This is a genomic window from Paenibacillus sp. PvR133 (genome assembly GCF_017833155.1).
Classification (GTDB): domain Bacteria; phylum Bacillota; class Bacilli; order Paenibacillales; family Paenibacillaceae; genus Paenibacillus; species Paenibacillus polymyxa_B.
The window spans coordinates 968,010-982,455 of record NZ_JAFIBS010000001.1 but is presented as its reverse complement, the minus strand read 5'-3'; the positions used below and the strand labels follow the sequence as shown (position 1 = coordinate 982,455).

Below are 14,446 nucleotides of genomic sequence, written 5' to 3'. Positions count from 1 at the left end.
GCAACATATGATACTTTTTAAATTGAATAAATAATATGAGTCATTGTTAAATGAAGTTTGTGTTATCCATCATGATCTTACATATCAAATGCACGCGTTGGAACTATGTTGTGATTTGTTATGGATGGAGGGAATAGTATGTCGGACTCCTTACTAGAGGTCAGTCAGGTAACGAAAAAAATGGGAAAAAGGCACTTGTTAGACCGTGTTTCTTTTAAGCTTCAGAAAGGGAAGATCTATGGATTCATCGGACCTAATGGAGCTGGTAAAACTACAATGATGCGAATCATGACCGGATTAATGCAGCCAACCAGCGGTTCTGTAAAGATAGCCTCATATGATGTACAGACGGATCGGGAAAAGGCGCTGTCCAAGGTGGGGGCTATTATTGAATCTCCGGTTTTTTTTGATTATATGACAGGCAGGCAGGTTTTGCGCAATTTGTCACGGTTACACTTTGAGATTGCGTCCTCAGATCGGGAGACACATATTGAAGAGTTGCTTACAAAGGTGAGGCTGGAAACACGGGGAGATGACAAGGTGAAAACCTATTCGCTGGGAATGAAGCAAAGGCTAGGTATTGCGCAGTCCATGCTGGGGACTCCTGAGCTTTTATTGCTGGATGAACCGTCCAATGGGCTTGATCCTATGGGAATGCAGGAGCTGAAAGATATTGTGCTTCAGCTACGTGATTCAGCGAATTATGCCTTTTTTATCTCCAGTCATTTGTTGGATGAACTGCAACAGATGTGTGACGAACTCGTTGTTATCAAAGAGGGCAGGCTAGTTTGGCAGGGACCTACTGATCAATTAGTAGAGGACGGCCAACGGCTAGAGGATGCTTTTATGGGATTGATGGGACTATGAAATCATTAATATACAGCGAGTTCGAGCGATTGTGGAGACGGAAGTGGTTCTGGCTCATGGTATTATGTACACCGATTCTAGCCTGTTCGACAGGAGTATATTTTTTGCGCACGATGAAGGTTCCTGTAGAGGTATTATCCTTAAACTTTGTCGTTACTGGTCTGCGTGAGAATTTGTTTTTAGTATGCAACATAGCTGTGGCTGCTTTAGCTGCTGCTGTATACACAGAGGAATTTCGAAGCGGGCAACTGCGGTTGTTATTTATGCGCCGATTTACCCGCGGGCAGATTTTCTGGAGTAAGCTGCTGGTTTTAAATGTTACTATTTTGTTTCTTCTCATTGTATTTGCAGTATCCTCGCAGGTGATCGTTGAAGTATGGACTCTTTCCTATGATGTAAGTGATGCTGGGCTGTCCGGATCTCAAGGACTGCAGATGCTTAAATACTATGGTTGGGCGCTTGCCTCATTATTAGCAATAAGCTCTTTTTATTGTTTTATCGCTATGTATAGCAAAAGTGTGACGTATGCCATCGGTGTTTGTATGGTTTACAATCTGGGCTCTTTGTTGTTTGATTCATTGTATTTAAAATTGGTCTCTTTTGTTTCTCATATCCCATACCTATACAATGTGATCGCATTTATGGTTATTCCATATATGCAGCATACAGGATTAGATAGGTCCTTAATCGGGAATTCGTCTGTGGATAGGGCGATTATCACCGTGGTTAGTCTATATCTTATCTTTTTTACTTGGGGCGCATACCGCCGTTTTGTGACTGATGATTATCTGTATTAGGGGCATCCGTAGCCTGAACATCATAAAAGTAAAAGAAAGATCCAACCGACCGCTTGAGGTCAGTTGGATCTTTTATCGTTTCTTTTCCATAAGGGACGGGTATTAATTGTCTAGTCCCGCATAGATTGACATAGGGGAAAAGGAGGTATGAGCATGTGGAGTTGGGTCAAAAAGCTGTCTACACTGGCGGCGATCCTTTTGTTGGCTGTTTTTGTAAGCGCATGCAACAAGGGCGATGCTTCGGGTAAGGTGAAAATTGAGTTTTTTCAAAACAAGCCGGAGGCCAAGGGTTCATTCGATAAGCTAATCTCTCAATTCAATCAGGAACATCCCGGTATTGAAGTGACACAGGTCAACCCGCCAGAGGCAGAGACCGTGTTATTGACCCGGGTTGTCAAAAACGATGTACCTGACATTGTGGGGCTTGGGGCCACAGATACCTACTCCATTTTGGCACAAAGCGGTATTTTTACGGATCTGGCGAATACAGAATTGCCACGTACGATTGACCCGATTTACCTCAAAATGCTTAAGGATGTGACCGGGGTCGATCCCGTGTATGGAATTCCTTATGCTGCGAATGCGAATGGTGTGATGTATAACAAAACTCTTTTTAAGGAAATGGGATTACAGGTGCCTAAAACGTGGGATGAGCTGATTGCAACGGCGCAAAAGATCAAGGCTGCTGGGAAAATCCCGTTCTATTTTACATATAAAGATGATTGGCAAACGAACCTCCCCTTTAATGCGCTGGGCCCGAATCTGGTGGGCATTGATTTTTTCCTGCAACGGCGTGAAAATCAGGTCACCTTTCAGGACAAGTACCGCGAGGTTGCTGAAAAGCAGCTGGAGCTATTGAAATACGGGCATGGTGATAATTTTGGCAAAAACTATGCCGACGGTAATCGTGCCTTCGCTAACGGGCAGGGATTGATGTACATTCAGGGCTCGTGGGCCATATCTGAAATTCGCAAAGCCAACCCGAAAGTGGAGCTTGGTTTTTTCCCATTACCGACAGGGAATGACGAAAAGGCGGTCAAACTGGTGTCCGGTATAGATACACTATTAGCCGTATCGGAGAGCACTCCGCATAAAAAGGAAGCCGAGGAGTTCATTGCCTTCTTGTTGAAGCCGGAGAACAGCAAGCAATACATTACAGAGCAAACGCTGTTTTCGGCGGTGAAGGGAGTTACGCAGGATGATCCGAGTGTGGCGGAGCTGTTGCCTTATTTTAAATCGGGCCGCGTCATTGATTTTGCCGATCACTATATTCCCAAAGCGGTCCAATTGAATTCTATTGTGCAGGCCTTCCTGCAAAACAGAGACATCGACGCTTATCTGGCCAAGCTAGACAGTGAGTGGAATAAGGTAGCTAACCGCCGATAGGAGAGGAGGAGGAGACATGAATAAGCGACTAACGACTTTTTACTGGATGACGGTGCCGGCGGTGCTATTGTTTTTTGTATTTTTGACCTTGCCTGCCTTGCAGGGCTTTTATTATTCGCTTACGAACTGGAACGGCTTTGGTCATCAGTATCACTTTGTCGGGTTTAAGAACTATATTAATTTGTTTCAGGATGACAATGTGGGGAACGCATACTGGTTTACTTTTAAATTTGCGGTTGTGGTTACCATTGCGACTAATATCCTTAGTTTGCTGATTGCGCTAGGGCTGAATGCTAAAATACGGTTTCGTAACTTTTTCCGCGGTATTTATTTTCTGCCTAATATTTTGAGCGTGCTAATCGTGGGTTACATATTCAATTACTTGTTCTCGAACGTGTTTACGATTTGGGGGCAAAATTTAGGGATTACCTCATTGTCGACGAACATTTTGGGCAGCGAACAACTGGCTTGGGTGGGGGTTGTCATCGTAGCTGTATGGCAGGGGATTGCCTTTAATACGATTCTCTATCTGGCCGGGCTGCAAACCATTCCGACAAGTCTGTATGAGGCGTCCAATTTGGACGGTGCGGGTAAATGGCGCGAATTCTGGAGCATTACCTTTCCGTTAATTGCTCCATTTTTTACGATCAATATGGTATTGGCGATGAAAAATTCCCTGATGGTGTTCGATCAGATCGTGGCTTTGACGAATGGCGGGCCGGGTCGGGCCACCCAGTCGATTTCCCACCTGATATACACCGGAGGCTTTAGAGGCGGAGAATTTGCTTATCAGTCGGCTAACTCTGTTATTTACTTTATTGTGATCGCGATCATTTCCATCTTACAGCTGCGATTCCTCCAGAGAAGGGAGATGGATAACTGATGAAAACAAGCAGACGTACCAACTGGCCTGTGCTGCTTCTGGTAGCGTTGGGGACAATATTTATTCTGTTTCCCCTCTATATGACGGTGACGATAGCACTTAAAAATCCCGAGCAGATGGCGCATTCCGCCTTTGCCTTTCCGACCGAGCTGCATTGGGAGAATTTTAGTCGTGCAGTGGAAATGACCAACTTCTTCAGCGCTTTTCAGAACAGTGTGATGGTCACGACATCGACGGTCATACTCACTTTGCTAACCAATTCGATGGTCGCTTATGCGATTGCCCGTAATATGCAGCGACGCTTTTTTAAGGGATTATATTTTTACTTTGTGAGCGCCATGTTTATACCGTTCCCGATCATCATGCTGCCGATTGTAAAACTGGCCTCGGGCCTTCATATGACTAATCTGTTGGGTCTTATTATGCTGCATACGGTGTATGGTTTGGCGTTTAATGTTTTCGTGTATGTCGGTTATATTCGCTCCATTCCGGTGGCATTGGAAGAGGCAGCCACGGTAGATGGTGCGACGACATGGGGTACTTTTTGGCGCATTATATTCCCGCTGATGGCGCCGATTAGTGCTACGGTGGGAATTCTCACTTGTCTGTCCACATATAACGACTTCCTGCTGCCGCTCATTATTATCAGCGATGCAGAGCAGTATACACTGCCGCTCGTTCAGTATGTGTTCCAGGGGCAGTTCAATACCGACTTTAATCTGGCTTTTGCTTCGTACCTGATGGCCTTGCTGCCGATGATTATTGTCTATCTGATTGCACAAAAATGGATTATCAATGGCGTTACGCAAGGTTCTGTGAAGTAGGGCGGGAGTCAATCGTCTCAGGCAGACTGTGCCTTACTAGGAAAATAAAAAGGGGTTCCCTATACCACGGTTCACACAGGTATAGAGGACCCTCTTTTTATAACATTGCTATTTAGATGCTTTGCTGTTGCTTGTCAGAGGCCGCAAGGGTATGGTTGTCTCTGCTTCTGGGTCGTCCGTTGTATAATAGAACATATAGATAGAAGCTTCCTTCCCTTTGAAGTTCTTGTAGACATCCACTGCCTTGTTATTGCCGTCTCCGGCAAAATTGGCTGTGATCGGCTTGCCGATAATCCGTTCTTTACCCAGGCCAATATGCGTCTGGTTAATCCCTCCAAAGTGAGCATCCTCGCTTTCGGTTTCTACGAATAAGTCTGATCCCTGTTTGTAGTAGGTCCACTTCACAGGATAGCCACCGATTTGCGTCGTTAGCGTCTGCCTTTGCTCAGAAATATCAGTTAAACGCTGTGGCGTTTTGTCATCCGAATGGGTCGTAACTTTGTATTTGCCTGTAAAAGTAACAGGAGTGTCCTTGGTAATCACAAGATTGGACGGTCGTTCAAAACGAATCGTGTTCAGATCGTGTTCCTGATCAGGTGAAGACCAACGACTACCCTCTAACGTTGTGCCGTTCACAGAAAGAAAGTACTTTTGATAAGGTAACATGGCGAATTTCTTTTCGCTTCTGATCGTGACACGGATTTGTGTAGGTGTGACAATCATTTGTTCTAGCGTAAAATTTCGATTGCCGTTCTCCAATGGGGTGTTCAGCACGCTTTTAATCGTTCCGCTTTCCATTTTCTTCTTGCTTAGCTGCAGATCAAAGTTTATGGGTTCATGTATACTTTTCTCAGTTTGTGCATATTGCAGTTTGAAAGTAGTCTGTCCTTCCGGTATATCTGCTTTAGAAAAATATTGCTGTGCTGTATACTCCCCGTTATCTCCGGGTTTGCCAAAAGCCCCTCCAGGCTGCGACATCACAGGCTCGCCGCCTCTATAAGCAACAATTTGCGGATTATCCCATCTCTTGGGTATCGACGAATCGAAGGTAATTGCCGAGGACAGCATTAGCTTATCCTTCCCTTGTTCGAATACCTGTACCTTCAAATCTTGTAAGCCATTACGATCCAGCTTGAACGTCTGCATCTGAGACGATGTGATATCGAGCGGCAATTCCAGTTCTTGAACGCTGGTGAGCTCAATATGATCTACGGTCAGCCGCACGTTCTCTGTTTCTTGCTGCGGTGTCCAGTCACTTTCAAAGTACCCGTTGTACCGTTGATTTTTCGGGTCCCATTGCTGAAAGTTATATTCCCCTGCACTGCTTTCCCCCGCAGCACTTTTTAGCGATACGCCTTTGACATTCCAAAACTCGTTCTCTGCTCGTTTTCCGACCTCCAAGCTGTACAGAATCACGGTCCGGTTCTCATCGACAATAGCGGTATGTAGCGTCAGCTTCACTCCGTCTCTGGTTACGGATTGCTCCAAGGGCTGTCCAAGATCTTGATTTAGTGCCGTCTGAATGCCGCTTCTTCCGTGCAGCAGATCGCCCCAATTATAGTGGATGGCGGCATAGACGGGAACGGCAACGAGAAGTGCACTCAGAGAGGCGGCGATAGCTATTTTGCGCCAATTTCTGTGTCGGTGGGGAGTGAATGAATTGGAAGTGTCGGTTAGCGTAGGGGCAGTATGCCCTGTCTGTTCCATCCGGTTCCACATCTCATCGAAGTCAGGATAGGCCATTTCCGAATCATCATTTAACTTGCGCTTCAATGCCTTTTCTATGTTGTTCATAGTTCTCTCCTTCCATCTCCGGAATTTGTACCCCTGCATCCCGCAATATTTGCTCCAATAACTTTAGTCCTTTGTGAGTCCTCGATTTGACGGTTCCCAGCGGAATTTCCAGCAGTTTTGATATTTCCGCCAGCGTGAAATCATGCATATAGCGGAGTGTCAGCACAGCGCGGATTTTGGCTGGAAGACGATTCATATAAACGGCCCATTCCTCTGCCGATTCGCGTTCTTCCACCAGCCTGTCTACAGGCTTACCTTCCGCCCCGCTAAATAGATAGGGATTAGCCGATACCTTCAAATGCAGGCTTTTCTGGCGTTTAAGGTAATTCAGACAATGATTGACCGTAATCTTCATAATCCAGGCTTTTAGTTGTTCGATCTGTTCACGATTGCTGCGAAACAGGATGATAAACACTTCCTGTGTTAAATCCTCTGCATCCGATGCATTATGTACCATGTAGTAGCAGGTTCGGTATACATCTCGTTGATACAAATCAAACAACTCTCGATTGCTCTCCAATGATGTGCTCTCCTTTCTCGTGCAGTTTATCTATATAACAACTGAGGTTCTCAAAAGGTTCATTTGGTTGCGAAAAGTAAACCGTCTGCTTCAAATGTACCATGATGTATCTATGTTGTTTGCTCATCTATGGATAAGGAAGTAGCAATAAACGAAAAGAAGCCTGTAAATCTCAAAAAATGCAGATTTACAGGCTTCTTACATTTTCCGAAGCTAGAGCTTACGGAATGAACATTCCTTCACGCGAAACTGCGTTTACGGATTAGCTTGCGGACATACTTCTGCTTAGTCAACCAGCCGTACTAGCGTTCTTCCTTGCGAGCGGGCTGCAAGGATGTCTTCGAGCGCGCTTGGCAGGTCAGCCAATCCGACTTCGCGCTCAACGAGCTGCTCCAGCCGCTCCGGCTTCCATTCGCTGCCGAGTCGCTTCCAGATCGCTACGCGGGTGTCGTATGGGCAGAAGACAGAGTCTATGCCCAGCAGACTTACGCCGCGCAAAATAAACGGCAGCACCGTCGTAGGCAGCTTGGTGCCTGCCGTCAGGCCGCTCACGGCTACAGAGCCATTGTAGGCGATTTGGCTGAGCAGCGAAGCGAGCGGCTTTCCGCCTACAGGATCAACAGCCGCTTGCCAAAGCTGCTTGCTCAGCGGGCGGATGCTCTCCGCACCGTCGTAGACCTCCTCGCGGGAAATGACCTCGGCTGCTCCGAGCGCCTTGAGGTAATCGTGAGCATCAGCCTTGCCACTGCTGGCTACGACATGATAGCCTCTCTTGTTCAGCAGGGCAATGGCTGCCCCGCCTACGCCGCCCGTCGCTCCGGTGACGAGTACCTTGCCCTGCTCCGGAGTAACGCCGTTTTGCTCCAGCCGATATAACGACAGGGCTGCGGTGAATCCAGCTGTCCCGAAAATCATCGCCTCTCTCGGCGTGAGTCCGTCTGGAAGTGGAACCACCCAGTCCGCAGGCACACGTGCATATTGGCTGAATCCCCCGAATTGAGACACACCCAGCCCGTATCCAGTAACGAGCACCGCTTGTCCTTCGCTAAAGCGGCTATCCTCCGAAGAGACGACGGTTCCCGAGCAATCTATGCCTGGTACGAACGGATAGGCTTTGACAATATTGCCATCCTTGCGGGCAGCAAGCCCATCTTTATAATTGATGCTGGAATAAGCGACACGAATCAATACTTCTCCAGCAGGTAAACTGCTAGCTTCCAGAGAACGTACCTCTGCTTGAACTTCACCGTCCTGCGTCTGATCGACGACAAGAGCTTGAAATGATTGAGTCATCTGTAAAAGCCTCCTTTATTACCTTTTAACCCTATGAATGTCCTATATATTCCATCTTTAATTCACAAATTATGCTTAGGAAGCATACAACAATCTTCACAACCTGTCAGCGGCAATGCTCACAGGCTCGTATTCTATTATACTCTTTAGCTCATAATTACGTCGAAAAGACCAGATTCCTGGTATATTCTTGCAATATTCTGTTTCAATAAAGTTCGATAATCAATTATAAAGAGGGTGATAAATGAATTCTTACGCATTTTGCAAATCATTTTACGTAAACGGGATGTATTTTCAGAATGACTGTGCTAACATACCTTTTGATCGTTAAATAAATCTATGAAGAAAGGTGAATGAATGACAACCAGAGCACTAAAAAAAGGTTCGGTATTGTCCGAAGCTAAGGAACTGAATTTGTTCCGTTTAACATGGCCTATTTTCCTTGAATTGTTTCTGTTTATGCTAATGGGGAGCGTCGACACGTTCATGATCAGTTCTGTATCTGATAATGCAGTGTCGGGTGTGGGCGCGTCCAATCAAATTATTTCAATTGCCATCCTTGTACTGGAGGTTATCGGCAACGGCGCTGCTATCGTCGTAGCTCAATATATCGGTTCTAAGAAACTAGTCGAAGCGGCCCAGGTTACAGGTACGGCCATTACGTTGAATTTGATGGTAGGTCTTTTACTTAGCGTAATTTTTCTTGTATTTGGTACGCACATGTTGCAATGGCTGAATGTCCAGGGTGAGATTCTGGCTTACGCGGAGTCGTATATGAGCATCGTCGGGGGTGCCATTTTTCTTCAAGCATTGATTAATGCGCTGGCGGCGACCATTCGTACACATGGTTTTACCAAAGAAACGATGTATGTATCGGTTTTTATGAACGTGATCCACGTGGTCGGCAACTATGTTTTGATTTTTGGGCATTGGGGAATGCCTGCACTTGGAGTAGAGGGTGCTGCTATTTCTACAGTAGGTAGCCGCTTTATTTGTCTCTTGATCTTCTTCTGGCTGATGTACCGGGTCACTGAGGTTCGTGTCGAGTGGAAATATTACGTTCAACTGTCCAAAAAGTTCATCTCTAAAATATTGCGCATTGGTGTACCATCCGCGCTGGAGTCCATTATGTATCAGTCGTGTCAGCTCATTTTCACACTGTACGTGACTTATCTGGGCGCAGAAGCAATGGCGACACGTCAATATGCGAATAATATTTCAAGCTATATTTACTTGTTCAGTATGGCAGTCGGTATGGGTACGGCTATTGTGGTAGGAAGGCTCGTGGGAGCCAGACAGAAGGATACTGCCTATAAACGTGTACTGACCAGTGTGAAATGGGCGTTGCTCGTGACCGTGATTATTGATGCGGTGGTCATCTTTTTCCGTGTTCCCTTGCTTGGTTTGTTCACGGAAAATCCTGAAATTATTCGTTTGGGAGCACAGGTCATTTTACTTAGCATTCTGCTAGAAACTGGCCGGACAACGAATATCGTCATTATTAACTCGTTGCGTGCTGCTGGAGATGCGAAGTTCCCGGTCTTTATGGGTCTGATCTCCATGGTCTGCATGAGCTTGCCGCTTGGTTATCTGCTTGTGTTCAAGCTGGACATGGGGCTCGCCGGCGTGTGGCTGGCGATTGCTGCTGATGAATGGACTCGTGCTGTCATCATGTATGCCCGCTGGAAAAGCCGGTTATGGGAAAAGCATGCGTTGGTCGAGCACGATACACCAGATCAGTCTGCAACGCCCGTTCCGGCACACTGATCCGAGCAGTATTTATGGTTACGTGGAGGCAGTTCAAGAGAACATCTTGAGCTGCCTCTTTTTGCTGCTGGAGAACCATACTTCTACACGGTGGCACGATAGGCAACTTTGAAGTTCGACTTATATCATAATGGCATTCATAAATAGAAGTATGGTAAATTTACTAAAAAAAAGATATACTTTTGTTGCACTAACGCAGTACATGAAAGACAAGGAGTGTACCGATGAAGAAGCCGACGATTGAAGATGTTGCCCAGAAGGCAGGAGTGTCTAAAAGCACTGTCTCGCAATTTCTGAACAAACGATATAAATATATGAGCGACCAGACCAGAGACCGGATTGCCGAGGTTATTCAAGAGCTGAACTATCAGCCTAACGGGCTGGCCCGCAGCTTGAAGCAAAACCGGACGTTTATGGTCGGGGTCATTGTAGCCAACATTGACTATACCCTTTCGATCCAGTCCATCCGTGCGATTGAGGAGGAATTGCAGCGTTTTGGCATTCAGGTGATCATTTGCAACGCCGATGAAAACCCGGACAAGGAGGGCCAATATATTGAGATGCTCAAGGCTCGGCAGGTGGACGGCCTGATCATCTTCCCGACAGGCAAGCATGCAGATATTTACAACCAGCTCATTCGTGAAAAGTATCCGTTAGTGTTTTTGGACCGTTTGGTAGACGGGGTGAATACGCGCAGCCTGCTGCTGGATAACGAAATGGCGATTAAGCTGGCGATTCAGGAACTTGTGGCTCACAAACATGAGCGAATTGCGCTGATTACTTTGCCGCTTGGCTTGAATCGGATTACTCCACGGGTGGAGCGGCTCAGCGGATACAAAAAGGCGCTGGAGGAGCATGGCTTGCCATTTCGAGAAGAGTATATGCGCAGTGTGCCGAGAGAAGAAATCCAGCAGACACTGAAGGAGTTGTTCCAGCTGCCAGAGCCACCGACTGCGCTGTTGGCCGGGAATGATATTGTGCTAGCAGAAGCGCTGAAATATGTGAATGCCCGCCGTATACGCATTCCGGTGGAGTTGTCTATTATCGGGATTGACGATGCGGAGTTTGCCCATATTTACAATCCGCCGATTACGACTATTACGCAACCGATTGCGGATATGGGGAAGCAAGCGGCAAAGACGCTGCTGTCCAGCATTGAGGAGGGCGGCGAATCGGTTCCGATTATCTACCGATTTGTACCGGATATTAATCGGGGAGAATCCGTCAAAACGCTGTAGACGAGCAATGTGTCATATATTATAAAAATAGCCCGTATTCCTTTGTACGATCTGAGTATGCGTATGCTGCTCAGATCGTACAAACGCGAATACGGGCTATTGGAAGTTAAGGCTGACTTTGGATTCGGCCTTGTTGAGCTTGCGCTAATAGCGGTGAAGGCTATGCGGGGAATAAAACCGGATTAATTCGTGCTGGCACTGAGCAAAAAGGATTCCAGCTCGGCTCGTGTCGGATAGCCGTCCATATCTCCAGCTGACATGACAGCCAGTGCGCCAAGGGCATTACCGCGTTTGACTGCCTCTGCCAGGGGCAAGCCCTCCAGTAGCGCACTGATAACGCCTGCGGCAAATCCGTCACCCGCGCCTACGGTATCAACGACATGCTCTACACGGAAGCGTTTGACGTATCCCTCAGCATCTGCGGATTTGTAATATGCACCTTCGGTTCCCAGCTTGATGATGACCAGCGAGGTACCTCGGTCAAGATAGAAGGAAGCGATATCCTCCGGTGAGGTGTAGCCTGTCAATATTTTACCTTCATGAATGCCGGGTAGAAGCCAGTCGCACCCCTCAGATGCTTCGTTAATCGCCTCCACCATCGTTTGCGTGTCAGGCCATAACTTGGGTCTGAGGTTCGGATCAAAGGATACGGTTTTGCCAGCCTTTTTCATAAATTGCCGTGCATGTCGTGCGAAATCACGGCACTCAGGGGAGAGGGCGACAGAAATACCTGTAAAATGCAGATGGCGAGCTCCGGAAAAGTAAGCCTCGTTAAAATCAGCGATGCTTAGTGTGGAGGCGGCGGAATGTTTGCGAAAGTATTCCACCTCTGGGTCCCCACTTGTAACTTTGGATTTAATCAGCATGCCAGTAGAGTGGTCTTTGGTAAACATGACGTTCTGGGTGTCGATCCCTTCTTGACGTAGCGCACTAGCAATGAACTTGCCGAACGTATCCTCGCCGAGTTTGGTCACGAGTCCCGCCCGTAGACCCAAACGCGCCAAACCGGCTGAAACATTCGTCTCTGCCCCGGCCAACGCTTTGGTGAATGAACACACCTCATCCAGAGAGCCTGCTTCATTGGCATAAAACATGGCCATCGGTTCTCCGAAGGTAACAGCATCCAATGTTGCGGTCATTTGTATTCCTCCTTATGTTTAGTAAACTTAATCTGTAAGCGCATGCACCAACTGAATAAATTGAAATTATCACATAAATCGGTTTTTCACAATGATGAAGTTGATATATTTGCTAAAAACTTTTTGGGTAATATAGATAAAAAAATTCGATTCTGTTTATCAAAATGTGAAAATCGTGTAAAACTTCGTGTGTATTAAGGGTTTTTCTAGGAATAGTGAAGTTTTGGGTTGACACCCTCTTAGATAATTATTACAATTCTAGCTAAGAAGTAGAGTTAGAAACCGCTTTTATAACAATTCCGTTGATAAAAAAGTTTATCTAAACAGGAGGAATGTTTTTATGGAAATGCGTTATTCAACTCATCCCGAACATGCCAAGCATTTTACGACTGAAGAGTTGCGTCAGCACTATCTGATCCAGGAACTGTTTGTACCTGAGGAGGTAAAGCTGGTCTATACGCATGAAGATCGTGTCATTATCGGGGGCATTTATCCCGTGAATAAATCTGTTGCACTGGAAGGTAACGATCAAATCAAAGCGGAAACTTTCCTGGAGCGCCGCGAACTGGGTATTTTTAATGTCGGGGGCAGCGGTACGGTCAAGGTGGACGGTGAAACTTACGAGCTGGCCACAAAAGACTGTCTCTACGTAGGTAAAGGTGGTAAGGAGTTGATCTTTGAAAGCGATTCCAGTGAAAAGCCTGCAAAATTTTATATCGTTTCGGCCCTGGCTCATACCACATATCCGACGACAAAGCAGTCTTTTGCCGATGTACCGTCTGAAAGTCTGGGTTCGCAGGAAACAGCCAACAACCGTACGTTGCGTCGCTTTATCCATGATGAAGGCATTCAAAGTTGCCAATTGGTTATGGGGATGACGACGTTGGAGAACGGCAGTGTGTGGAACTCCATGCCGACACATGTTCATGACCGTCGTATGGAAGTGTATTTCTACTTTGAACTGGATGAGAATGCGAGAATGTTCCACCTGATGGGTGAACCGAACGAAACGCGCCATCTGGTGATGAAGAATGATGAAGCCGTTATTTCTCCACCTTGGTCTATCCACTGCGGTGCGGCTACGGGCAGCTATACCTTCATTTGGGGCATGGCCGGTGAAAATAAAACATACAAAGACATGGATCAGGTTGCCATGAGCGAGTTGCGTTAATCCGATCAGTGTATTGGAGCGTAGACCTGCAAGCGGCTGAGGTACATGGTCATCCCATTCGTGGAAAGGATCAGGAACATGACGAAAAAGAAAGTTTTGGAACATATCACTTCAGTAGGTGTCGTCGCAGTCATTCGGGGAAACACGGCGGAGGAAGCATATCTCATGTCTAAAGCCTGCATTGAAGGCGGCTTGGATAATATTGAGCTTACATTTACGACGCCGGATGCGGATCAGGTCATTCGAAGATTGAGAGACGAATTTAAAGATCGGGCAGTGATTGGTGCAGGAACAGTATTGGAGTCACTGACGGCGAGAATTGCTATTCTGGCCGGAGCAGAGTTTGTTGTGAGTCCTTCTTTTGAAGAAGAAACAGCGAAGCTATGCAATTTGTACGCGATTCCTTATATGCCCGGCTGTATGACGCTGAATGAGATTAAGGAAGCCATGAAATTGGGTAGCGATGTCGTGAAGTTGTTCCCAGGAAGTGCAATGGGAGCGGACTTTGTTAAGGCCGTCAGAGGTCCAATGCCTCATGTACAGATTATGCCAACCGGTGGCGTTGATCTGGACAATATGGAAACCTGGCTGCGTAATGGATGTGTAGCCGTGGGAATTGGGGGTAATTTGACGGCTCCAGCCAAGGAAGGTCGCTACGACTTGATCACAGAAAATGCAGCACGTTATGTAGCTAAATATAAGGAAGTATGCGCAGCGCTGTAGGCTTCAGGAAATATAGGTTTTTATACTAATTTGTGATGGAGGCG

Annotated in this window: 13 protein-coding genes; 9 read left to right on the top strand and 4 right to left on the bottom strand. The window is 46.6% G+C overall.

Annotated elements, in window-relative coordinates:
* Positions 1 to 138 precede the first annotated feature (138 nt).
* The 5 genes from JOE49_RS04355 (at position 139) to JOE49_RS04335 (ending at position 4,757) form a co-directional block, all read left to right on the top strand.
* Positions 139 to 867: an ABC transporter ATP-binding protein gene (locus tag JOE49_RS04355; RefSeq protein WP_023990878.1), complete on the top strand. Its 729-nt coding sequence runs from the start codon at positions 139 to 141 to the stop codon at positions 865 to 867.
* Positions 864 to 1,664, top strand: coding sequence for an ABC transporter permease (locus JOE49_RS04350; RefSeq protein ID WP_076295224.1), 801 nt, complete (start codon positions 864 to 866; stop codon positions 1,662 to 1,664). Before JOE49_RS04355 ends, JOE49_RS04350 begins: the two co-directional genes overlap by 4 nt.
* Positions 1,665 to 1,817: 153 nt before the next feature.
* Positions 1,818 to 3,050: an ABC transporter substrate-binding protein gene (locus JOE49_RS04345; RefSeq protein WP_023990876.1), complete on the top strand. Its 1,233-nt coding sequence runs from the start codon at positions 1,818 to 1,820 to the stop codon at positions 3,048 to 3,050.
* A 16-nt stretch (positions 3,051 to 3,066) separates the two neighbouring features.
* On the top strand, positions 3,067 to 3,933 hold the full coding sequence (locus tag JOE49_RS04340; RefSeq protein ID WP_209940624.1) for a carbohydrate ABC transporter permease: 867 nt from the start codon (positions 3,067 to 3,069) through the stop codon (positions 3,931 to 3,933).
* Positions 3,933 to 4,757, top strand: a complete 825-nt coding sequence (locus tag JOE49_RS04335) for a carbohydrate ABC transporter permease (protein ID WP_023990874.1) — start codon at positions 3,933 to 3,935, stop codon at positions 4,755 to 4,757. The genes JOE49_RS04340 and JOE49_RS04335 overlap by 1 nt, the downstream gene beginning before the upstream one ends.
* Before the next feature lie 108 nt (positions 4,758 to 4,865).
* Here the strand turns inward: JOE49_RS04335 and JOE49_RS04330 are convergent, their stop codons facing one another.
* From JOE49_RS04330 to JOE49_RS04320, 3 genes are all read right to left on the bottom strand, one after another.
* A complete protein-coding gene (locus JOE49_RS04330) occupies positions 4,866 to 6,551 on the bottom strand; it encodes a DUF4179 domain-containing protein (protein WP_209940623.1) in 1,686 nt (561 codons plus the stop codon).
* The gene (locus JOE49_RS04325) at positions 6,511 to 7,071 is read right to left on the bottom strand and encodes an RNA polymerase sigma factor (RefSeq protein WP_025721972.1); all 561 of its coding nucleotides are present in this window, start codon (positions 7,069 to 7,071) and stop codon (positions 6,511 to 6,513) included. Before JOE49_RS04325 ends, JOE49_RS04330 begins: the two co-directional genes overlap by 41 nt.
* A gap of 285 nt (positions 7,072 to 7,356) precedes the next feature.
* Positions 7,357 to 8,364, bottom strand: a complete 1,008-nt coding sequence (locus tag JOE49_RS04320) for an acrylyl-CoA reductase family protein (RefSeq protein WP_028540801.1) — start codon at positions 8,362 to 8,364, stop codon at positions 7,357 to 7,359.
* A 357-nt stretch (positions 8,365 to 8,721) separates the two neighbouring features.
* On the opposite strand from JOE49_RS04320, the gene JOE49_RS04315 reads away from it, so the two are divergent.
* Together JOE49_RS04315 and JOE49_RS04310 are read left to right on the top strand one after the other, a co-directional pair.
* A complete protein-coding gene (locus JOE49_RS04315; RefSeq protein WP_023990870.1) occupies positions 8,722 to 10,131 on the top strand; it encodes an MATE family efflux transporter in 1,410 nt (469 codons plus the stop codon).
* 224 nt (positions 10,132 to 10,355) lie between these two features.
* The gene (locus JOE49_RS04310) at positions 10,356 to 11,369 is read left to right on the top strand and encodes a LacI family DNA-binding transcriptional regulator (protein ID WP_023990869.1); all 1,014 of its coding nucleotides are present in this window, start codon (positions 10,356 to 10,358) and stop codon (positions 11,367 to 11,369) included.
* 182 nt (positions 11,370 to 11,551) lie between these two features.
* Here the strand turns inward: JOE49_RS04310 and JOE49_RS04305 are convergent, their stop codons facing one another.
* On the bottom strand, positions 11,552 to 12,508 hold the full coding sequence (locus JOE49_RS04305; RefSeq protein ID WP_209940622.1) for a sugar kinase: 957 nt from the start codon (positions 12,506 to 12,508) through the stop codon (positions 11,552 to 11,554).
* A gap of 340 nt (positions 12,509 to 12,848) precedes the next feature.
* On the opposite strand from JOE49_RS04305, the gene kduI reads away from it, so the two are divergent.
* Positions 12,849 to 13,679 (top strand): 5-dehydro-4-deoxy-D-glucuronate isomerase, encoded by an 831-nt coding sequence (kduI, locus tag JOE49_RS04300; protein ID WP_023990866.1) that lies wholly within the window; start codon positions 12,849 to 12,851, stop codon positions 13,677 to 13,679.
* A 78-nt stretch (positions 13,680 to 13,757) separates the two neighbouring features.
* A complete protein-coding gene (locus JOE49_RS04295; RefSeq protein ID WP_209940621.1) occupies positions 13,758 to 14,402 on the top strand; it encodes a bifunctional 2-keto-4-hydroxyglutarate aldolase/2-keto-3-deoxy-6-phosphogluconate aldolase in 645 nt (214 codons plus the stop codon).
* Positions 14,403 to 14,446: the final 44 nt, after the last annotated feature.